The 20,617-nt window shown below is 63.7% G+C and carries 23 protein-coding genes; 8 read left to right on the forward strand and 15 right to left on the reverse strand.

Features of this window, described 5'->3' with window-relative positions; all coding sequences use genetic code 11:
• Window positions 1–106: 106 nt before the first annotated feature.
• Genes VK792_RS03565 through VK792_RS03575 form a run of 3 tightly spaced genes read left to right on the forward strand, consistent with a single transcriptional unit; the run spans window position 107 to window position 2,067 of the window.
• A complete protein-coding gene (locus VK792_RS03565) occupies window positions 107–700 on the forward strand; it encodes a TetR/AcrR family transcriptional regulator (RefSeq protein ID WP_326295972.1) in 594 nt (197 codons plus the stop codon).
• 57 nt (window positions 701–757) lie between these two features.
• Window positions 758–1,396 (forward strand): imidazole glycerol phosphate synthase subunit HisH, encoded by a 639-nt coding sequence (gene hisH / locus VK792_RS03570; RefSeq protein WP_326295973.1) that lies wholly within the window; start codon window positions 758–760, stop codon window positions 1,394–1,396.
• Window positions 1,396–2,067 carry a Dph6-related ATP pyrophosphatase gene (locus VK792_RS03575; RefSeq protein WP_326295974.1) on the forward strand — a complete coding sequence of 224 codons (672 nt, stop codon included), beginning with the start codon at window positions 1,396–1,398 and terminating at the stop codon, window positions 2,065–2,067. Before hisH ends, VK792_RS03575 begins: the two co-directional genes overlap by 1 nt.
• A 78-nt stretch (window positions 2,068–2,145) precedes the next feature.
• On the opposite strand, the gene VK792_RS03580 is transcribed toward VK792_RS03575, so the two are convergent.
• Together VK792_RS03580 and VK792_RS03585 are read right to left on the reverse strand one after the other, a co-directional pair.
• Window positions 2,146–2,514, reverse strand: coding sequence for a DUF2147 domain-containing protein (locus VK792_RS03580; protein WP_326295975.1), 369 nt, complete (start codon window positions 2,512–2,514; stop codon window positions 2,146–2,148).
• A gap of 147 nt (window positions 2,515–2,661) precedes the next feature.
• Entirely contained in the window at window positions 2,662–3,048 is a 387-nt protein-coding gene (locus tag VK792_RS03585; protein WP_326295976.1) for a DUF2147 domain-containing protein, read from the reverse strand.
• Between the two features lie 136 nt (window positions 3,049–3,184).
• On the opposite strand from VK792_RS03585, the gene hisA reads away from it, so the two are divergent.
• Entirely contained in the window at window positions 3,185–3,910 is a 726-nt protein-coding gene (gene hisA / locus VK792_RS03590; RefSeq protein WP_326295977.1) for a 1-(5-phosphoribosyl)-5-[(5-phosphoribosylamino)methylideneamino]imidazole-4-carboxamide isomerase, read from the forward strand.
• A 198-nt stretch (window positions 3,911–4,108) separates the two neighbouring features.
• Here hisA and scpA read toward each other — a convergent pair whose 3' ends face one another.
• The gene (gene scpA, locus VK792_RS03595) at window positions 4,109–6,238 is read right to left on the reverse strand and encodes a methylmalonyl-CoA mutase (RefSeq protein ID WP_326295978.1); all 2,130 of its coding nucleotides are present in this window, start codon (window positions 6,236–6,238) and stop codon (window positions 4,109–4,111) included.
• A gap of 122 nt (window positions 6,239–6,360) precedes the next feature.
• Between scpA and VK792_RS03600 the strand changes: the two genes are divergently transcribed.
• The gene (locus VK792_RS03600) at window positions 6,361–6,816 is read left to right on the forward strand and encodes a DUF4174 domain-containing protein (RefSeq protein ID WP_326295979.1); all 456 of its coding nucleotides are present in this window, start codon (window positions 6,361–6,363) and stop codon (window positions 6,814–6,816) included.
• An 81-nt stretch (window positions 6,817–6,897) separates the two neighbouring features.
• Here VK792_RS03600 and VK792_RS03605 read toward each other — a convergent pair whose 3' ends face one another.
• The 7 genes from VK792_RS03605 to VK792_RS03635 all read right to left on the reverse strand — a co-directional run bounded on the left by VK792_RS03605 (window position 6,898) and on the right by VK792_RS03635 (window position 12,783).
• Entirely contained in the window at window positions 6,898–8,943 is a 2,046-nt protein-coding gene (locus VK792_RS03605) for an acetyl/propionyl/methylcrotonyl-CoA carboxylase subunit alpha (protein WP_326295980.1), read from the reverse strand.
• Window positions 8,944–9,074: 131 nt separating this feature from the next.
• Complete coding sequence (locus tag VK792_RS03610) at window positions 9,075–9,278, reverse strand: hypothetical protein (protein ID WP_326295981.1); 204 nt, start codon at window positions 9,276–9,278, stop codon at window positions 9,075–9,077.
• A gap of 355 nt (window positions 9,279–9,633) precedes the next feature.
• A complete protein-coding gene (locus VK792_RS03615; RefSeq protein ID WP_326295982.1) occupies window positions 9,634–9,996 on the reverse strand; it encodes a hypothetical protein in 363 nt (120 codons plus the stop codon).
• A 75-nt stretch (window positions 9,997–10,071) separates the two neighbouring features.
• Complete coding sequence (locus VK792_RS03620; RefSeq protein WP_326295983.1) at window positions 10,072–10,218, reverse strand: hypothetical protein; 147 nt, start codon at window positions 10,216–10,218, stop codon at window positions 10,072–10,074.
• Between the two features lie 214 nt (window positions 10,219–10,432).
• A complete protein-coding gene (locus VK792_RS03625; RefSeq protein WP_326295984.1) occupies window positions 10,433–10,849 on the reverse strand; it encodes a DUF6497 family protein in 417 nt (138 codons plus the stop codon).
• Window positions 10,825–11,241 carry a hypothetical protein gene (locus VK792_RS03630; RefSeq protein ID WP_326295985.1) on the reverse strand — a complete coding sequence of 139 codons (417 nt, stop codon included), beginning with the start codon at window positions 11,239–11,241 and terminating at the stop codon, window positions 10,825–10,827. Before VK792_RS03630 ends, VK792_RS03625 begins: the two co-directional genes overlap by 25 nt.
• 9 nt (window positions 11,242–11,250) lie before the next feature.
• Window positions 11,251–12,783, reverse strand: coding sequence for an acyl-CoA carboxylase subunit beta (locus VK792_RS03635; RefSeq protein ID WP_326295986.1), 1,533 nt, complete (start codon window positions 12,781–12,783; stop codon window positions 11,251–11,253).
• Here VK792_RS03635 and VK792_RS03640 point away from each other — a divergent pair.
• From VK792_RS03640 to VK792_RS03650, 3 genes are read left to right on the forward strand one after another with little or no spacing between them, the layout of a single operon-like run.
• Window positions 12,782–12,949 (forward strand): hypothetical protein, encoded by a 168-nt coding sequence (locus tag VK792_RS03640; protein ID WP_326295987.1) that lies wholly within the window; start codon window positions 12,782–12,784, stop codon window positions 12,947–12,949. The two genes, VK792_RS03635 and VK792_RS03640, sit on opposite strands and share 2 nt — an antisense overlap.
• Before the next feature lie 10 nt (window positions 12,950–12,959).
• Window positions 12,960–14,180: a multidrug effflux MFS transporter gene (locus tag VK792_RS03645; RefSeq protein WP_326295988.1), complete on the forward strand. Its 1,221-nt coding sequence runs from the start codon at window positions 12,960–12,962 to the stop codon at window positions 14,178–14,180.
• Window positions 14,181–14,229: 49 nt separating this feature from the next.
• Window positions 14,230–15,627 carry a helix-turn-helix domain-containing protein gene (locus VK792_RS03650; protein ID WP_326295989.1) on the forward strand — a complete coding sequence of 466 codons (1,398 nt, stop codon included), beginning with the start codon at window positions 14,230–14,232 and terminating at the stop codon, window positions 15,625–15,627.
• 60 nt (window positions 15,628–15,687) lie between these two features.
• Here the strand turns inward: VK792_RS03650 and VK792_RS03655 are convergent, their stop codons facing one another.
• The 5 genes from VK792_RS03655 to betI form a co-directional block, all read right to left on the reverse strand.
• On the reverse strand, window positions 15,688–15,924 hold the full coding sequence (locus VK792_RS03655) for an HP1242/YdcH family protein (RefSeq protein ID WP_326295990.1): 237 nt from the start codon (window positions 15,922–15,924) through the stop codon (window positions 15,688–15,690).
• Window positions 15,925–16,024: 100 nt separating this feature from the next.
• Window positions 16,025–16,660, reverse strand: a complete 636-nt coding sequence (locus VK792_RS03660; protein ID WP_326295991.1) for a thermonuclease family protein — start codon at window positions 16,658–16,660, stop codon at window positions 16,025–16,027.
• Window positions 16,661–16,764: 104 nt separating this feature from the next.
• Entirely contained in the window at window positions 16,765–18,396 is a 1,632-nt protein-coding gene (gene betA / locus VK792_RS03665) for a choline dehydrogenase (RefSeq protein WP_326295992.1), read from the reverse strand.
• Window positions 18,397–18,536: 140 nt separating this feature from the next.
• A complete protein-coding gene (gene betC, locus VK792_RS03670) occupies window positions 18,537–20,045 on the reverse strand; it encodes a choline-sulfatase (RefSeq protein ID WP_326295993.1) in 1,509 nt (502 codons plus the stop codon).
• 3 nt (window positions 20,046–20,048) lie between these two features.
• Window positions 20,049–20,615: a choline-binding transcriptional repressor BetI gene (gene betI / locus VK792_RS03675; RefSeq protein WP_326295994.1), complete on the reverse strand. Its 567-nt coding sequence runs from the start codon at window positions 20,613–20,615 to the stop codon at window positions 20,049–20,051.
• Window positions 20,616–20,617: the final 2 nt, after the last annotated feature.

The raw sequence follows: 20,617 nt of genomic DNA on the forward strand, positions 1-20,617 counted from the left end.
CCTCATCTTGACAGTGAAAAGTTTACACCGTAAAGATCAACGCTTGACTTGACATTGTCAAGCCAAAATCTTGACAGCGTCAACTCCCCACCTTAGTCGGGTGGACATGACCACGAACACCCCCCGGAAATCGCACCACCACGGCAACCTGCGGGCGGCATTGGTGCAGGCGGGAATCGACATCCTCGGCTCAGAAGGGCTGCCCGGCCTGACGCTGCGCAAATGCGCCGCGCGCGCCGGCGTGTCGCATGCTGCCCCGGCCCACCATTTCGACGGTGTCGACGGGCTGCGGATCGCCATTGCCTGCGAAGGCTTCGACCGGTTCCGCGCCGCCATGCTCGATGCCGCGGCCCAGTCACCCGCCACCCCGCGCGCGCAGCTGAAGGCCATCGCGCGCGGCTATCTGGCATTCGCCCGTGCCGAACCGGCGCTCTATGACCTGATTTTCAGCTTTCGTGGAAAGCTGGGGCTGAACGACGCGCTGGAACTTGCCTCCGCCCCGGCCTATCAGGTACTGCGCGACACCTGCGCCCCGTTCGTGCCGCCCGGAACCGATCCCGTGGTGATCGAGACCCAGGTCTGGGCGCTGATGCACGGCTATGTCCTGCTGCTGTTCAGCGGGCGGTTCCACGAAACCGGCGCGCCAGACGATGGCATTCTTGCCTTGCTCGACCGCGTCGGAACCGATCCCACCCCTTGACGCTGGCCCAAAACCGCGTCACCCCCCTTGCAGCACGCCACGACAACGGACCCCGCCATGCTGACCGCGATCATCGACTACGAATCCGGCAACCTGCACTCCGCCGAAAAGGCGTTTCAGAAAATGGCCAAAGAGGTGGACGCGGGCGACGTCGTCGTGACCGCCGATGCCGATGTCGTCGCCCGAGCCGACCGGCTGGTCCTGCCCGGCGACGGCGCTTTTCCGGCCTGCATGGACGCGCTGAAAGGGGCTGGCGGCATTCACGATGCCATGGTTGAGGCCGTGGTGATGAAAGGCCGCCCGTTTCTGGGGATTTGCGTCGGCATGCAGTTGATGGCGCGGATCGGCCACGAATACCGCGAAACCAGGGGGCTGGGCTGGATCAACGGCGAAGTCGAACACATCCGCCCCTCGGACCCGGCCATGAAAGTCCCGCACATGGGCTGGAACGACCTGGTGATCGACCACCCGCACCCTGTGCTCGCGGGCATCCAGACCGGGGACCACGCCTATTTCGTGCATTCCTACCAGATGCGCATGAACCAACCCGATCAGCGCCTTGCACATGCGGATTACGGCGGGGACGTCACTGCCATCGTGGCGCGCGATACGATCATCGGGTTCCAGTTCCACCCGGAGAAATCTTCGAGCGCCGGGCTGCGGATGATCGCCAACTTTCTCACCTGGGCACCGTGATGGCCCCGCCCGCCGTCCTGTCGTGGTCCTCGGGCAAGGATTGCGCCCACGCCCTGCATGTCTGCCGCCGCGACGCGGTCGTCGATATCCGGGCGCTGCTGACCACAGTGAACGAAGCCGTCGACCGCGTTGCCATGCATGGCACCCGCCGCACCTTGTTGCAGGCGCAGGCCCGCGCCATCGGCCTGCCACTGATCGAGGTCGCGCTGCCCTGGCCCTGTTCGAACGCCCAGTACGAAGCCCGCATGGCGACCGCCTGCGCCGACATCGTCGCGCAAGGCATCGGCCATATCGTGTTCGGCGATCTGTTCCTCGAAGACATCCGCGCCTATCGCGAAGAAAAGCTGCACGGCACCGGCCTGACGCCGCTGTTCCCGCTGTTCGGATCTGACACGGCACAACTGGCGCACGACATGATCGAGACCGGGCTCGAGGCCCGGATCGTCACCTGCGACCCCACGAAACTGCCCGCAGACTTTGCCGGGCGCCGCTTCGACGCAATGTTTCTGACCGATCTGCCCGACGGCATCGACCCATGTGGTGAAAACGGCGAATTCCACACCGCCGTCACCAACAGCCCGGAATTCGCGGCACCGATCCCGCATCGCCTTGGCGAGCGCGTGCTCCGCGACGGCTTCGCCTATGCCGACGTCATCCCCGACGCCGGCTGACCCTGCCCCATCATCTTGCTGCAAATATCCCACGGGGAGCGCGAGGGGTGTGAAACCCCTCGCTTCCGGCACTGGCCATCAACGCACACGCGTCCAGGTCTGGCCGTCGCAGATCTTGCCCTTGCAGCCCGTCACGCGCAGCTGGTCTCCACGCAGTTCCATGCTGGCCTTGGCCGTCACATCCAGCAACGGCACATAGACCGTCCCGTTGCCATATTTGCCCCCGCCCAGGGACTCGAGGTCCCAGAAAAGGGTCTTGCCGACATTGCGGGTGACCACGTCCTTGCCGCTGCCGTCGAAGGCCCGCAGCACGATCCCGCACAGCTTGTCGCCACAGCGGGTCACCTGGATGTGGCTGATCAGGTTCTTGCGGTCAGGTTGGGTCTGCCACAGGCCAATCGCCGGCTCGGCCAGAAGCGGCCCGGCGCACAGCGCCCCAATGGACAAGACGGCGGCAAAAAATTTTACGGCGGTATCCCCCAAGTACGCGCGGCAGGCCCGCTGCCCACCGTCGCGCAGATGAAAAGGAATACCATGGATCTTTGCGCGAAACACCTGCGTTGAATGCAACGCAGGCTTGCGCCGGTCGCAGGATCAGTTGACGCGCGTCCAGGTCTGCTTCTTGCAGAACATCGCCACGCAGCCGGACACTTTCAGCGTATTGCCGCCCGACAACGACATCTTGGACTTGTAGACCTTGCCGGTCGACGGCTGCCAGATCTGGCCAGAGCCGTAGTTGCCCTTTCCATCCGGCACCATGTCCCAGACAAGTTTCTTGCCGATGTTTTCCGACTGGATCGGCCCGTTGGCATCGAACGCCTTCGCAATCGTGCCGCAAATCTTGGGTCCGCAGGATCCGATCTTGATATAGGCATAGTGCCCATCGTCGACCTGGGTCTTCCAGGTGCCGTCCACCGGATCCGCCAGCGCCGCTCCGGCACACATCACCAGCCCGGCCACCATTGCCATCATCGCTTTCATCACAGGTCTCCTCCCATGTGGTCGGATTGATCCTGACGTGGAATCACTCGATCGATCAAGCCTGACGCAGGGTCCGGTTGATTCCCGCGCAACTCCATGCCAAAGCGCAGGCCACAACAGACCGGAGCGCCGCCAGATGATCCTTTACCCCGCCATCGACCTCAAGGACGGCCAGGCCGTGCGCCTGCTGCGCGGCGACATGGACAAATCCACCGTCTTCAACGACGACCCCGCCGCCCAGGCCGCCGACTTCGTGGCCGCGGGCTGCGACTGGTTGCACCTGGTTGATCTGAACGGCGCCTTCGCGGGTGAGCCGGTGAACGCCGCGGCGGTCGAGGCGATCCTCGCCGCCTGCCCTGGCACGCCCGCGCAGCTGGGCGGCGGCATCCGCGACATGGCCACGATCGAGACCTGGCTCGACAAGGGCCTTGCCCGCGTGATCCTGGGCACCGTCGCGGTGGAAAACCCCGCGCTCGTGCGCGAAGCGGCTCGTACCTTTCCCGGCCATGTCGCCGTGGGCATCGACGCCCGCAACGGTCGTGTCGCCACCAAGGGCTGGGCCGAGGAAACCGACGTCCAGGTGACGGAACTCGCAAAATCCTTCGAAGATGCCGGTGTTGCCGCGATCATCTACACCGACATCGACCGCGACGGGGCGATGCAGGGTCCGAACATCCCCGCCACCGCCGCGCTGGCTAACGCAGTGTCGATCCCGGTGATCGCCTCGGGTGGCGTCTCCTCGCTGGACGATCTGATCGCCCTGCGCGACTGCGGTGCCGCCCTGAACGGCGCGATCTCGGGCCGCGCCCTCTACGACGGTGCTATCGATCTGAAACAGGCGCTCGCCGCGCTCAGGACCTGATCGCCAAAACCAGACAAGAAAGGCCCCGCTCAGGGGCCTTTTCGTCACTAGCGGCAGGGCGCGCTCCCCCCCCCCTTACGTCTTTGGTTTTCCAAATACCTCGAGGGTTTGGGAGCAGCGCTCCCAAAGCGCGCGGCGCGCGCTTCGCGCGGCGCAGCCGCACCGGTCGGACCGGGCGCAAGCCCGGTCCGACCCCGTTTATCCCCGCGCGTCCCGGATCAGCCGCAGGATGTCCTGCGCCGCCTCGGGAATGTTGGTGCCGGGGCCAAAGATCGCCTTCACACCCGCATCGTACAGATACTGGTAGTCCTGGTGCGGAATGACCCCGCCACAGATCACCAGGATATCGCCCGCGCCCTTGTCCTTCAGCGCCTGCACCAGTTGCGGCGCCAGCGTCTTGTGCCCCGCCGCCTGGGACGAAATCCCGATCACGTGCACGTCGTTGTCCACTGCATCCTGCGCCGCCTCTTGCGGGGTCTGGAACAGCGGGCCGACATCGACATCGAACCCGATATCGGCAAAGGCGGTGGCGATCACCTTGGCGCCGCGGTCATGGCCGTCCTGGCCCATCTTGACCACCAGCATCCGCGGGCGGCGGCCTTCGGCTTCGGCGAAATCCTCGACCGATTTCTGGATCGCGGCAAAGCCTTCGTCGCCCTCATAGGCCGCGCCGTAAACGCCGGCCAACGTCTTTACCTCGGCGCGGTGACGGCCGAATACCTTTTCCATTGCCATGCTGATCTCTCCGACCGATGCCCGGGCGCGCGCGGCCTCCACCGCGGCTTCCAGAAGGTTGCCTCCCTCGCCCGCGCGCCGTTCCAGTTCGGTCAGCGCAGCGGTGCAGGCGGCTTCGTCACGGGTGGCGCGGATCTTCTCCAGCCGGGCCACCTGCGCCTCGCGCACCTTGGCGTTGTCGATATCGAGGATGTCGATCTCGGCTTCCTTGGCCAGCCGATACTTGTTGACCCCGACGATCACATCGTCGCCGCGGTCGATATCGGCCTGGCGCCGGGCCGCGGTCTCCTCGATCCGCAGCTTGGGCATGCCGCTGGCCACGGCCTTGGTCATCCCGCCCATTTCGTCGACTTCCTCGATCAACTTCCACGCGGCCTCGGCCAGGTCGTGGGTCAGCTTCTCGACGTAATAGGACCCTGCCAGCGGATCGACGACCTTGGTCACGCCGGTTTCTTCCTGCAGGATCAGCTGGGTGTTCCGGGCGATGCGGGCCGAGAATTCGGTCGGCAGGGCAATCGCCTCGTCAAGCGCGTTGGTGTGCAGCGACTGGGTGCCGCCCAGAACCGCGCTCATCGCCTCATAGGCGGTGCGGATGACGTTGTTGTAGGGGTCCTGCTCGGTCAGCGACACGCCCGAGGTCTGGCAATGGGTGCGCAGCATCTTGGACCGCGGGTTCTTTGCCCCAAGGTCTGTCATGATCCGTGCCCACAGCAGGCGCGCGGCACGCAGTTTGGCCACTTCCATGAAGAAATTCTTGCCAATGGCAAAGAAGAACGACAGGCGACCGGCGAACTTGTCCACGTCCATCCCCGCCGCCTGGGCGGTCTTGACGTATTCCTTGCCGTCCGCCAGCGTATAGGCCAGTTCCTGCACCAGCGACGCCCCGGCCTCTTGCATGTGATAGCCGGAAATCGAGATCGAGTTGAACTTCGGCATCTCGTTCGAGGTATATTCGATGATGTCCGAAATGATCCGCATCGACGGTTCGGGCGGATAGATATAAGTGTTGCGCACCATGAACTCTTTCAGAATGTCATTCTGAATGGTGCCCGACAGGATCGACCGGTCGTGGCCCTGTTCCTCGCCCACGACGATGAAATTGGCCAGGATCGGGATCACCGCGCCGTTCATCGTCATCGACACGCTGACCTTGTCCAGCGGGATACCGTCGAACAGGATCTTCATGTCCTCGACGCTGTCGATGGCCACGCCGGCCTTGCCGACGTCGCCCACCACCCGCGGGTGATCGCTGTCATAGCCACGGTGCGTGGCCAGGTCGAAAGCCACCGAAACGCCCTGCTGGCCCGCGTCCAGCGCTTTTCGATAAAACGCGTTCGATTCCTCGGCGGTGGAAAACCCGGCGTATTGCCGGATGGTCCAGGGCCGTCCGGCATACATCGTCGCCTTCACGCCACGGGTGAACGGTTCCATCCCCGGCACGTTGCCAAGGTGCGGCAGGCCGTCCAGATCTTCCTCTGTGTACAGGGGCTTGACCGGGATACCTTCCAGCGTGTTCCAGGTCAGGTCCTCGACCGGGCGCCCGCGCAGTTCCTTTTCCGCCAGCGCCTTCCACTGTTCCGTCTTAGATGTCATGCGACGCTCCTTTTCTGTCTGGGGTCGCGGCGCCCGTCCCGGGGCAGCCAGTGACCAAAATTTCATGCGCCTGCCGCGAAGAAAGCTTCGCAAGCGGCAGGTCGTGACCTATATCGAATGGCATGAAACGGATTTTTCCCGCCCTCCTGGGGCTGTGCCTTGCCCTGTCCACCACGACCGGTTCGCCCGCCCGCGCCACCGACGCCACCGCCCCGGACACGGTGGTGATCGTGACGGCGGACGCGATCACCTTGCAGGATTTCGTGTGGCAGAAACGGCCTTTGGTTGTCTTTGCCGACAGCCCTTTCGATCCCCGGTACGTCGAGCAGATGGAAGGGATCATGGACAACCTTGACAGCCTGCTGGACCGTGACGTCGTCATCATCACTGACACCGACCCGGCGGCCCGCAGCGCAGTCCGCGAAAAACTGCGCCCGCGCGGCTTCATGTGGGTGCTGATCGGAAAGGACGGACAGGTCGCCCTGCGCAAACCGGTGCCCTGGGATGCGCGTGAACTGTCGCAAGCCATAGACCGCATGCCCCTGCGCATCGACGAACTGCGCGAGGAACGCAGGTAATCCGTTTCGCGCCGGCACGGGATGGCGGGGCGCATCGCTGCACCCGAACCGTTCCCCTGCCGCCGCAAACAGATCATCGGATCACTCGAACTCCATGATGACGTCATCGACGGCCAGGCTGTCGCCCGGCGCCGCGTTGACCTTGGACACCACGCCCTTGCGCTCGGCGCGCAGGATGTTTTCCATCTTCATGGCTTCGACCGTGCACAGCGCCTGGCCTTCCTGCACTTCGTCGCCGACCGCGACATTGACCTTCACGATCAGGCCCGGCATCGGACACAGCAGCAGTTTCGAGGTATCGGGCGGCAGTTTTTCCGGCATCAGCTGCGCCAGTTCGGCCTGGCGCGGGGTGCGCACATGCACCTTCAGGTCCGCGCCGCGGTTGCGAATGCGGAATCCCTGAGTGATCTTGCCCACCTTCATCACCAGCGGCGCGCCATCGACCCTCATGTCGGCCAGCTGGTCGCCGGGGGTCCAGTCGCCTTCGACGCGCAGTGTATGGCCGTCAGAGAAGCTGACGGTGGAGCCTGCGTGATCGGCGCTGATGCTGACGTCGAAATTCATGCCCTGAAGTGCAATGTTCCAGTCCTCGCCGACATGGCGTTCATGGTTGTCCAGACGGCCCGAGATCCGCGCGCGGCGAATTTCGGCGACCCGGTGCATCGCGGCGCAGGCCGCCGCTATGTGGCGCAGCGCCTTTGCGTCCAGCGTCACGCCATCGAAGCCTTCGGGATATTCCTCGGCGATAAAGGCGGTGGTCATGTCACCCGAGATGAATTTCGGGTGATCCATCACCGCGGCGACGAAGGGCAGGTTGTGGCCGATGCCTTCGACCTCGAACCGGTCCAAGGCATTGCGCATCGCCTCGATCGCGTCGGCCCGGGTGGCGCCCCAAGTGCAGAGCTTGGCGATCATCGGGTCGTAATACATGCTGATTTCGCCGCCTTCATAGACGCCGGTATCGTTCCGCACGGCCGTCACGCCAGTGTCTGCATCACCATGCCAGGTGCCCATTTCGGCCATCGGACCCGCCGCCACCTCAACCGGCGGGCGATAGCGGGTCAGGCGACCGATCGACGGCAGGAACCCGCGATAGGGGTCTTCGGCGTACAGGCGGTTTTCGATCGCCCAGCCGTGAATCTTCAGATCCTCCTGCTTGAACGGCAGCGGCTCGCCTGCCGCGACGCGGATCATCTGTTCCACAAGGTCCACACCCGAGATCAGCTCGGTCACCGGGTGTTCCACTTGAAGACGGGTGTTCATTTCCAGGAAATAGAAATTGCGATCACCATCGACGATAAATTCGACCGTCCCGGCGCTGGCATAGCCCACGGCCTTGGCCAGCGCGACCGACTGTTCGCCCATCGCCTTGCGCGTGTCTTCGTCAAGGAACGGCGACGGCGCTTCTTCGACAACTTTCTGGTTGCGACGCTGGATCGAGCATTCGCGCTCGTGCAGGTAGACACCGTTGCCGTGCTTGTCGCACAGCACCTGAATTTCGATGTGACGCGGCTGGGTCACGAATTTCTCGATGAAAATCCGGTCGTCGCCAAAGCTGTTGGCGGCCTCGTTCTTGGAGGACTGAAAGCCTTCGCGCGCCTCCTCGTCGGTCCACGCGATCCGCATGCCCTTGCCGCCGCCGCCGGCGGACGCCTTGATCATCACCGGATAACCGATTTCCTGGCTGATCTTCACCGCCTCTTCAGCGTCCTCGATCAGGCCCATGTAGCCGGGCACGGTGTTCACGCCGGCCTCTTGCGCGATTTTCTTGCTGGTGATCTTGTCGCCCATCGCCTCGATGGATTTCACCGGCGGGCCGACGAACTCGACGCCGGCGGCTTCCAGCGCCTGAGCGAACTTCGGGTTTTCCGACAGGAAACCATAGCCCGGATGAACCGCCTGCGCACCGGTATCCTTGATCGCCTGCATGATCTTGTCGATCACGATATAGGACTGGTTGGCCGGCGGCGGGCCGATGTGGATGGCTTCGTCCGCCATCTGCACATGCAGGGCATTTTTGTCGGCATCGGAATAAACGGCGACCGTCTTGATTCCCATCTTGCGGGCGGTCTTGATGACCCGGCAGGCAATCTCGCCACGGTTGGCGATCAGGATCTTATCGAACATTTCTCGTCCCTTTCAGTGTTGTCGTCCGCAGCGCCCGCCGCGGGAAGTCGGCAAACAAAAGGACCACCGGGGCGGCGGCCCCGATGGTCCCTGCAAAAACACCCGGTCCGACGACCGGGATCACGCTGCGATCAGCAGCGGTGCGGGTATTTCCGGCAATAGGCGACGTTGGCCGCGGCACCGACCGCAGCGCCGGTGATCGCATCGCCATCGGCCGCCGTTGCGCCAACGGCGCCGACGCCTGCCCCGATGATTGCCTGTTCGGCCAGCGTGTCGCCGCAGGCCGAAAGGCTTGCGAAGGCCAGCATGGCCAGGATGGTTTTAGACTTGCCCATACGGGTGACTCCTGTGTGCCTCTCCGGGGGTGATCCCCGGTGCTGTCAGCAAAACAAGGGAACGGCACCGGCGTCCAGCGGGAAACCGCGCGGCCATCGCCATCGGCAAGGCTTTGCCGGTAAGGCGCGGCCTTCGCACCTGTTTCAAAACTAAAAAAAGCGGGCCCATTGCCAAAGGATGCGCAACGGGACCCGCCAGGGGAAGGGTAACGGTGAATGTCCGGCGCCATGCAACCGACGGCGCCCACTCGCACGTCGACAATGGTGCCATCGGCAACACGTTTCGCAAAACCCAATTTTTTCAACACGCGGAAATCGGCCAAAAGGCGCGCGGATTCTCGCCGAGGTGGTCTGCTCATTCCCAGTCCTCCTGTTCTTCGAAGGCCTCGGGAAAGGACTTGCGCGCTGCCTCTTCGTCGATGATCAGCATCGCCTCATAGTCTTCGGGGTCGAACGGATCGTCATAGGGCAGCACCTCGCGCCCGAACAGCCACGACAGCCGCCCGGCATCAAGGTTGCCACGTTCGAAAGGTTCGGTGCCAAACTGCCACCACAGCGCCGTCATGAACAGCAAATCAGCCTTGCGATCCACGGATTTTCGGTCGCGGTATCGTTCGCGCCGGATCAGCGGCGTGACGCCCTTGGGGTTGGCGCGTCGGATTGTGAACTGGAAATCGGTGCCGGGCATCCGGCTGGGGAATCCACGGTGCTTCAGCATGCCCGGCCCTCCTGACGAAGGGCGCCCGCGGGGGGCAAAAGCGGGACGGGCGACAGCGCCCGTCCCGAGTGCCGGTTACTTGTATTTACCGGTGTAAACAGGTTCGATCGAAATCGGCTCGGGGTCGACAACGACGAACTCTTGCTGCGGAGCCGGACGCGAGCAAGCGGAGACCGCTGCAACGAGACCAGCCATGGCAAGCAACATGATGCTCTTGGACATCTTTTACTCCTGTCAGGTTCGGCGCGTCCCCCGGTGCCCGAAAGCCCCGGCAGCGCGCGCCACGAGGTACAGGTCGCTTGGGTGCAACCGTGCCTCACCATACCCAAGGAGCGGCTTAAAAGATATCCACAGCGCCAGATGGAAGCGGCCTGTGACTCCAAAGCCTCAAACCGGTCATTACATGAGCTTTGATCCGCAACATGTTGTGGAGTCATCAAAACATCTCCCAGATACAGGTACCGTCTTGCAAGGTGTAGGCTTCGAAGAACATGGTGATATCGGGGTCTGCGACCCCGAATTCACTGGGCGCATTCGACAGCGATATGACGATCTGGTTCGGCACCGGGCCGGTTGCTGCCAACCGGGGCACGGCATAGGTGTTGCACAGGTATTCCATGTCGCCCATCACGTCCTCGAACCCGCGACCGGCCTGCCCGATCTCGGGCGCGACGAAGCGAAACCGATAGGTCAGCCCCTGCCCGGGTTCATCCCAGATCATTTCCTGGAAGGTCACCGGCTGGCCAGAGGGCACCTTGATCGGGTCATCGATCGCGGCGGACACACCGCCCGCGACCAGCACGGCCATCGCAAGCCCCGCCCGCTGCATCACGCCGCCCCCCGCCCGGACCACGCCAGCCAGCGCCGCCGGTTGTTCGCGTCATTCAGCACCATCGCGACGCGGTCCCCCGCACCCGCGCCGCCCCGGCCGCAGGCAAGCTGACCGCCTGCCAGCAGGCGCAAGCCACCACCGCAGGTGCGGATATCGATCACCGGCGCAAAGCCCCGCAGGTCTTGCAGCGCGCGCCAAAGATCTTGCCTCACCTGCCGGGCCAGGCGCCCGCGCGCGACCCGGGGAAACCGGGCCTCGGCACAGATGTCAAGCCGTGGCGGCCAGCGCCGCGCCAGAACATAACAGTCCGCGTCACGATACTCGAACCACCCGCCACGCAACCGCGCGGTGGGGGCCTTGAGCCGTGCATCAGACCCGTCGGGGCCATCAACGCAGGAACCGGGCAGCGCCATTGACAGACCTCACAGCGGAATGTTGTCGTGCTTCTTCCACGGGTTGGTCAATTTCTTGCCGCGCAGCATGGCAAAGGCCCGGCTGACCCGGCGACGGGTCGAGCGCGGCTGGATCACCTCGTCGATGAAACCGCGCTCTGCCGCCACGAACGGGTTGGCAAACCGGTCTTCATACTCCTTGGTGTGGGCAGCGATTTTCTCGGCATCTCCCAGATCGGCGCGGTGGATGATCTCGGTCGCCCCCTTGGCACCCATCACCGCGATTTCCGCGGTTGGCCAGGCATAGTTCACATCGCCTCGCAGGTGCTTGGACGACATCACGTCATAGGCTCCGCCATAGGCTTTGCGCGTGATGACCGTGACCTTGGGCACCGTTGCTTCGCCGAAGGCAAACAGCAGCTTGGCACCGTGCTTGATGACGCCACCGTATTCCTGGCCGGTCCCCGGCAGGAACCCCGGCACGTCGACAAAGGTCAGGAGCGGGATTTCGAACGCATCGCAGAACCGCACGAAACGCGCGGCCTTGCGACTGCTGTCGATATCCAGGCAGCCCGCCAGAACCATCGGCTGGTTCGCAACGATGCCCACGGTCTGACCTTCCAGTCGGATGAACCCGGTGATGATGTTCTTGGCGAAGTTTTCCTGAATCTCGTAGAAATCGCCTTCGTCCGCGACCTTCAGGATCAGTTCCTTCATGTCATAGGGGGTGTTGGCGTTTTCAGGGATCAGCGTATCCAGGCTATCCTCGATCCGTGCGACATCGTCAAAGAACGGACGCACGGGGGGCTTTTCGCGGTTGTTCAGCGGCAGGAAATCGACAAGGCGACGCACCTCTGCCAGCGCCTCTACGTCATTTTCGAACGCCCCGTCGGCGACCGAGGATTTTCGGGTGTGGGTCGATGCCCCGCCCAGTTCCTCGGCCGTCACCACCTCGTTCGTGACGGTCTTCACCACGTCGGGGCCGGTCACGAACATGTAGGACGAATCCTTCACCATGAAGATGAAGTCGGTCATCGCAGGCGAATAGACCGCGCCGCCCGCGCAGGGGCCCATGATGACGGAAATCTGTGGCACCACGCCGGACGCCATGATGTTGCGCTGGAAAATCTCGGCATAGCCCGCCAGCGCGTCCACCCCTTCCTGGATCCGGGCACCGCCGGAATCGTTCAGGCCGATCACCGGCGCGCCGTTCTGAACGGCCATATCCATGATCTTGCAAATCTTCTGCGCGTGGGTGGCCGACACTGACCCGCCCAGAACGGTAAAGTCCTGGCTGAACACATAGACCATACGGCCATTGATCGTGCCCCAGCCGGTGATCACCCCATCGCCTGCGGGCTTGTTGCCCTGCATGCCGAAATCGGTGCAGCGGTGCGCGACGAACATGTCGTATTCTTCAAAGCTGCCTTCATCGAGCAACAGCTCAACCCGCTCGCGGGCGGTCAGCTTGCCCTTGGCGTGCTGGGCGTCGATACGGCGCTGGCCGCCACCCAGGCGGGCATCGGCGCGGCGGGATTCGAGTTCGTGCAGGATATCTTTCATGGGCGGTCCCCTCCGTTTGGCGCGAACATACAAGGGAACGGCCGCCTCTCAAGACTTTTCCGGCAAATTTGCAAATCTTGGAAAACTATTTATCCGCAAATCGCAAATTCGCAAACAAACCACCAGCGCAAAAACACCTTTGGACAAAGCCCGCAAACAGGCGTAGCGATGTTGACATGGACAACACGCCCCGAGTCGTCTTTCTCGACCGTACGACACCGCCTCACATTTCGACGCTCATCCTGCTGGCCGGCATTTCCGCGCTGGCGATGAACATTTTCCTGCCGTCCCTGCCGAACATGGCGGCCTATTTCGACACCGAATACCACCTGATGCAGCTGTCGGTGGCGATCTATCTTGCCGTCAACGCGGTGCTGCAAATCCTGATTGGCCCGATTTCGGACAAGCTCGGCCGTCGCCCCGTGATCCTTGCCGGGATCGGTGGGTTCTGCCTGGCCACGATCGGCTGCCTGCTGGCCACGAATGTCTATGTTTTCCTGTTGTTCCGGATGCTTCAGGCAATGATCGTTGCCGCCATGGTTCTGTCCCGCGCGGTGGTCCGCGACATGGTCCCCGCCGACCAGGCGGCATCGATGATCGGGTATGTCACCATGGGCATGTCCGTGGTGCCGATGATCGGCCCGCTGATCGGCGGCCTGTTGGACGAGGCGTTCGGCTGGCACGCCAACTTTGTCCTGCTGTTCATTCTGGGGGCTGCCCTGTTCTGGCTGACATGGACCGACCTGGGCGAAACCGCCGCGAAAAGCGGGCTGACCCTGGCGCAGCAGTTCCGCGAGTATCCAGAGCTGCTGAAATCGCCGCGTTTCTGGGGCTATGCCATGGCGGCAGCGCTGTCATCGGGGGCGTTTTTTGCCTATCTTGGCGGTGCCCCCTTCGTGGCGACCGAGGTCTTTGGCCTGCAACCGGCCGAGATGGGCTTTTATTTCGGTGCCCCGGCGATCGGCTATTTCTTCGGTAATTTCCTGTCCGGCCGGTTTTCCGCCCGTGTCGGCATCGACCGGATGATCCTTGCAGGCGGCATCGTGAACGTCGTCGGGCTCAGCGTGTCGATGCTGGTGTTCCTGGCCGGCTATGGGTCTGCCCTCAGTTTCTTCGGCTTCATGACGCTGGTAGGCCTTGGCAACGGCCTGACGATTCCGAACGGCACCACCGGCACCCTGTCGGTGCGCCCGAAACTGGCAGGCACCGCGGCGGGCCTTGGCGGAGCGATCATGATCGGCGGCGGCGCCGGCCTGTCGGCGCTGGCAGGGTCGCTGTTGACACCGGGCACCGGCGCCTGGCCGCTTTTGTGGCTGATGGTGGCCGTATCGGCGGGGTCGGTGATCGCGATCATGCTGGTCATGCGCCGCAACAAGCGGCTGACGGGGCTGGACTGACCCGGTCCAATTTGCAAAACCTGTCCCAAGGTGATGCAAAGGTGCAAAGATGCCGGTTCAGAAACTCTATGCCGGGGCCAAGCTGCGTGACATTCGCGGGCGGTTGGGACTGACGCAAAAGGAATTTGCCGCCAAGCTGGGCGTGTCGCTGCCCTATCTCAACCAGATGGAAAACAACAATCGCCCGGTCAGCACCACCGTGGTGCTGGCGCTGGCGCGCGAATTCGGGCTGGATGTGACCGAACTGGGCCATTCCGACGCCGAGCGGCTTGTGACGGACATGCGAGAGGCGCTGGCCGACCCGGTGTTTTCCGATGACACCCCGCCGCTTGCAGACTTGCGTCTGACCGCGTCGAACGCCCCGGCGCTGGCACGCGCTTTCCTGGAACTGCACCGCGCCTATCGCCAGACCCACGAACGGCTGGCCAGTCTGGACGAGGCCCTGGGCCGCGAAGGCGCACAGCTTCAGCCCAGCCCGTGGGAGGAAGTGCGCGATTTCTTCCACTATTGCGACAACTACATCGACGCCGTGGACCGCGCCGCCGAACGCTTTGCCGAAAAGCTGCCCGGCCCCGATCCCCGCGCCGCCGCGCTTGCCGATCTGCGCGCCCATGGCGTGACGGTTCATCACAGCGCGACCGATACGCTGCGCCATTTCGATCCCGAAACCCGCACCCTGACGCTGTCGTCCTTTGCCCCTCCGGAAACCCGTGCCTTCCAGGTGCTGTTGCAGATTGCGCTCTTGCGGCAGGACAAGCTGCTCGAGGCGACGCTGGACCTGGCCCGGTTCCAGTCCGAAGCCGCCCGCGCCATCGCCAAGATCGGCCTTGCGAACTATTTCGCCGGGGCCGCCTTGATGCCCTACGGCGCGTTTCTGGAAGCGGCGCAGGATACACGGCACGATCTGGAGCTGCTGGCCAGCCGTTTCGGCGCGTCGGTCGAACAGGTGGCGCACCGGTTGTCGACCTTGCAACGGCCCGGCGCCAAGGGAATCCCGTTCTTCTTTGTCCGGGTCGATCAGGCCGGCACGATCACCAAGCGGCATTCGGCCACCCGGCTGCAATTCGCCCGCTTCGGCGGCGCCTGCCCGCTGTGGAACGTGCACCGCGCGTTTGAATCGCCCGGCCGCTTCCTGCGGCAACTGGCGGAAACGCCGGACGGGGTGCGCTATATCTCGCTGGCGCGGGACGTGTCGAAAGGCGGCGGACACTACGGCGCGCCAGTGCGTCGCTATGCGATTTCGCTGGGATGCGAAGTGCGCCACGCGCCCGCGCTGGTGTATGCCGACGGAATGGACGTTGGCCGCGACGGGGCGTTCGAGCCCATCGGCATTTCCTGCCGTATCTGCGAGCGCACACAATGCCATCAGCGCTCTGTCCCGCCGCTGGAGCGGCGGCTGTCGATCCACCCTGACCACCGTGGCGTTCTGCCCTACGAGGTCGGTTGATGGAAAAAAGGCGCGGCCCAATGGACCGCGCCCCAGTCAGACCTGACGCAACCGAAAAGGTCAGGCGGAAAGAAGCTTGTAGATCTCGTCTTTCAACGCGGCGCGCTGCTTGCGCAGATCGGTTTCTGCCAACGTGTCCATCGGCTCGACATTGGTTTCGGCGCGGTGAACCTGGCGGTTAAGGTCATGATACTGATCGGCCAGACGAGCGAAATGGCTGTCGGCCTGCTTGAGTTCGGTGATCTTTGCCGCGAGTTCCGGGAACTCTTCGTGCAGTTCATGAGGGGTATGGGACATGCGATCCTTCCTGTCTTCTTGTTACGCCCGAGTCTATGCCCGGTGGCAGCCAAAAACCTTGATCGGTGTCAAAAGCGGTGCGTCACATGCCTTTTTTCGACTAGCGTTTCGCGCGCCGCCAGCCAGCCGACAGGGCCTCGTCCTCGGTACAGAACCAGCGTTCGCCTTGTTCCGTTTTGATCGTTGTACGTTCATAGTCCCGCTGGCCCGGAACGTGGTAGATACGCACATCGTCAGAGTTGATGTTCCCCTTGATCACGCAGCCCTCGGGTGCAGTCTGCAAATTCACTGTACTCCGCGCGTGCTGTTTGTTTGTGCGGTACGCAGACGGGGCTTGTACCCCTTGTCCGTGCAGCCCGCGATCGTTCACCGCTGCACCCTTTTCGTCCAGGTCGTAGTCCTTCGAATATTTGCGATAGGCAAAGGCCAGCCCATCCCTTACCAGTCGTTGCCCGATGTCTTGCCCATCCACGAAACACTTGGCGACAATGCGTTCGTATCGCTGATCATAGTCCGTTTGAACACAGGCGGCCCACTGCCCCTGATACCGCGCGCGGACCTCACCAACCACCCAGGCGCCACAGCGCCAGCCCGGGACACCGTTGCCGCCGCACATCTGATCGCGTTCCGGCGCGTCAATCCCGTGCAGGCGCACGCGGGTTCCGCCCACGTCCAACGTATCGCCGTCGATCACACGAATGGGCCCCGACACATCGGCCCAGACCGGCGCCGACATTAGAACAAGTAGAGAACAAATTCTTAACACCCGGTTAATAAACGGATGTGCTCCGGGATTCGCAACCCGGATCGTTCACACAGGTTAACGACGGATCGAAACGGTCAGCGCTGCCGGGTCTGCCAGTCGGGGTGCACCCAAGGTTCGGCATTCGATGGCGGCAGGCTGCGGCCAAGGATGTGGTCCGACACCTTTTCCCCCACCATGATCGACGGCGCATTCAGGTTGCCGTTGGTGATGCGCGGAAAGACCGAGCTGTCGGCCACGCGCAGCCCGTCCACCCCGATCACACGGCCCTGCGGATCGACCACCGCCATCGGGTCATCTGCCCGCCCCATCCGGCAGGTGCCGCAGGGGTGATAGGCGCTTTCGGCGTGTTCGCGGATCACGTCATCCAGTTCGTCGTCCGATTGGTAGTGCGCACCGGGCTGGATTTCCTTGCCTCGGAACTCATCGAACGCCGGCTGCGCAAAAATCTCTCGGGTCAGGCGGATACAGCGGCGGAAGTCGATCCAGTCCTGTTCCTCGGACATGTAGTTGAACCGGATCACCGGTGCATCGGACGGAGCCGCCGACCGAAGGGTGACCGCGCCGCGCGACGGGCTGCGCATCGGGCCGACATGGGCCTGGAACCCGTGGCCCTCGGCCACCGCCTTGCCGTCATAGCGCACGGCGATGGGCAGGAAATGGAACTGGATATCGGGGTAATCCACCCCCGGCGCAGACCGGATGAACCCGCAGCTTTCGAATTGGTTCGAGGCCCCCGGCCCGGTCCGGGTCAGCATCCAGCGCGCGCCGACATAGGCTTTGCCCAGAAGGTTCCAGTAGGTGTAAAGCGAGACCGGTTGTGTCGCCTGCATCTGCACATACAGTTCCAGGTGGTCCTGAAGGTTCGCCCCCACGCCGGGCCGGTCTGCCCGCACCTCGATCCCATGGTCGCGCAGATGCGCGGCGGGGCCGATCCCCGACAGCATCAGCAGCTTGGGAGAATTGATGGACGAAGCGGCGATGATCACCTCTTGCGTCGCGCGCACCACCTGGTCGGCCAGTTCAACGCCCACGGCGCGGCCGTCTTCGAACACCACGTGCTGCGCCAGGCCCCGCACCAGTTGCACGCCATTGCGCAGCGCCGGCCGCAAGTAGGCATTGGCCGCCGACCAGCGCCGCCCCTTGTGCACCGTCATGTCGAACCGGCCAAAGCCTTCCTGCCGCTGGCCGTTGTAATCCTCGGTCACACCGTACCCGGCCTGTTCACCCGCCTTGATGAACGCCTGCACCAGCGGGTTTTCCGCCCGCGCCTGCCGCACATGCAGCGGGCCGTCGGTTCCGCGCCAGTCCGACGCGGTCTGCCCGTCCCAGGTTTCCATCCGCCGGAAATAGGGCAGCACATCCGCATAGCCCCAGCCATCCGAGCCCTGATCGCGCCAATGGTCGAAATCGCGGGCGTGGCCCCGGACATAGACCATGCCGTTGATGCTGGACGACCCGCCGATCACCTTGCCGCGCGGACAGGCCATGCGGCGCCCGCCCATGTGCGGCTCGGGTTCTGACCAGTACCCCCAGTCATAGCGGGCCATGTTCATCGGATAGGACAGCGCCCCCGGCATCTGGATGAACGGGCCCGCATCGGTGCCGCCATATTCGATGACGATCACGGATTTGCCCGCCTCGGACAGCCGGTAAGCCATGGCGCAACCGGCAGAGCCGGCGCCGACGATGACGTAATCTGCTTGCATCAGAGCGCCGCTCCTTGTCTGCGGGCACGCGGGTTGCCCATCCTGGCATCGCCGCGGCGAAAGCTTGGCCATCCAAACCGATGCGCCTGCGCGCCGGGGCCCGTTCTGCGGGTGCGTGTTTCCTTATCGGCCCGCATCGCTCATTCGCCCCGTGGAAAGCGCTGGTTTTCCTCCAGCACGTTCAGGTCCATATGGTTGCGCATGTAGCGTTCCGACGCCTTTTGCAGCGGCTGGTAGTCCCAGGGGAAATAGTCGCCGTTCCTCAGCGCCTCGTACACCACCCACCGGCGGGCCTGGCTTTGGCGGACATCGGCATCGAACCGGTCCAGGTCCCAGCGGGCATCGGCCATCTTGCGGAACTCCGCCAGCAAGTCTTGCGACGCCGGATCATCGACCAGGTTGTTCAACTCCAAAGGGTCTGCCCGCAGGTCAAAGAACTGTTCGGGGTCCAATACGCAACGGGTGTATTTCCACCGGCCCTGCACCAGCGCCACCAGCGGGGCATAGCTGGCCTCTGCCGCGTATTCCATCGCCACCGGGGTTTCACGGGCCTGTCCGAAACTCAGCCCCGAGATGTCCTCGCCCGTTGTCCAGGGCCCGACCTCGTGCCAATCGACCGAGGCCAGCGAACACAGCGTCGGACAGACGTCGATGGTCGACACCGGATCGGTCACCAGCCCCGGTTCCATCTGCGGGGCCGAGATCATCAGCCGCACGCGGGCAGAGCCCTCGAAGAAGGTCATCTTGTACCACAGGCCGCGCTCTCCCAGCATGTCGCCGTGGTCGCTGACAAATACAATGATCGCCTCTTGCCGGGTGCGTTCAAGCACGTCCATCAGTTCCCCGATCTTGTCGTCGAGATAGCTGATATTGGCGAAATAGGCGCGGCGGGCGCGCTGTACCATTTCGTCGGTCAGGTTGTAGGACCGCCAGTCATTGGCATCGAAGATCCGCCGGGAATGGGCATCCTGTTCGTCATAAGGGATCGGGCCGACCTGCGGCATCAGGTGGGCGCAATCCTCGTACAGGTCCCAGTATTTTCGGCGCGCGACGTAAGGATCGTGCGGGTGGGTAAAGCTGACGGTCAGGCACCACGGACGCTCATCCTTGCCACGCGCCAGATCGTAAAGTTTCTGGCAGGCAAGAAAGCCGACCTCGTCATCGTATTCCATCTGGTTGGTGATCTCGGCCACGCCCGCGCCGGTCACCGACCCCATGTTGTGATACCACCAGTCGATCCGCTCGCCCGGTTTGCGGTAATCCGGGGTCCAGCCGAAATCCGGCGGGTAGATGTCGGTGGTCAGCCGGTCCTCGAACCCATGCAACTGGTCGGGGCCGACGAAATGCATTTTCCCGGACAGGCAGGTGTAATAGCCCGCTCGCCGCAGGTGGTGGGCATAGGTCGGGATCGACGAGGCGAATTCGGCGGCGTTGTCATAGACCCCGGTGGCCGAGGGCAACTGCCCCGACATGAACGCCGCCCGCCCCGGCGCGCACAGCGGCGAGGCGGTATAGGCATTGGCGAACCGGGTGGATCGTTCTGCCAGCGCGCGCAGGTGCGGCACATGCAGCCAGTCGGCGGGACCGTCGGGGAACAACGTGCCGTTCAACTGGTCGACCATGATGATCAGGATGTTGGGTTTGGTCACTGCTCACTCTCCCGCAAGCGCACGGGCGCAGGTCAGCACCTGTTCCGCCCCGGTTTCCATGTCGCAGTCCCCCAGCACCGCGCGCAGATAGACGCCGTCGATCAGCGCCCCCAGTGTCTGCGCCGCCGGCAGAGGATCGGTGACGTGCCAGCGCAGGGCATGGCACAGGTTAGACTGCAAGCGTTTCTGGTAAATCCTCAGCAGCCGCGCCGCCTCTGGCACCGATTGGGCCTGAACGTAGAAATTCAGCCAGGCGGAAACCGTCGCCGGTTCGAAACAGGACGGCGCGAAATTGGCGCGGATGACGGCCGCCAACCGGTCCTGCGGCCGCGCGCAGGCGGTCAGCGCGCTGCGGACCTCGGCCGAATATTCCCGCAGGATATGGCGCATCGCCGCCAGGAAGATCTGGTCCTTGCCGCCGAAATAGTGATGCGCCAGCGCGCTAGACATGCCGGCGCGCCGGGCAATCTGGCTGACGGTCACGTCCAGCGACCCGGCGGCCCCGATTTCGGCCACCGTGGCCTGTACCAGCGCGGCGCGCCGGACCGGCTCCATTCCAAGCTTTGGCATTG

The organism is Mesobacterium hydrothermale (genome assembly GCF_035818635.1).
Classification (GTDB): domain Bacteria; phylum Pseudomonadota; class Alphaproteobacteria; order Rhodobacterales; family Rhodobacteraceae; genus Mesobacterium_A; species Mesobacterium_A hydrothermale.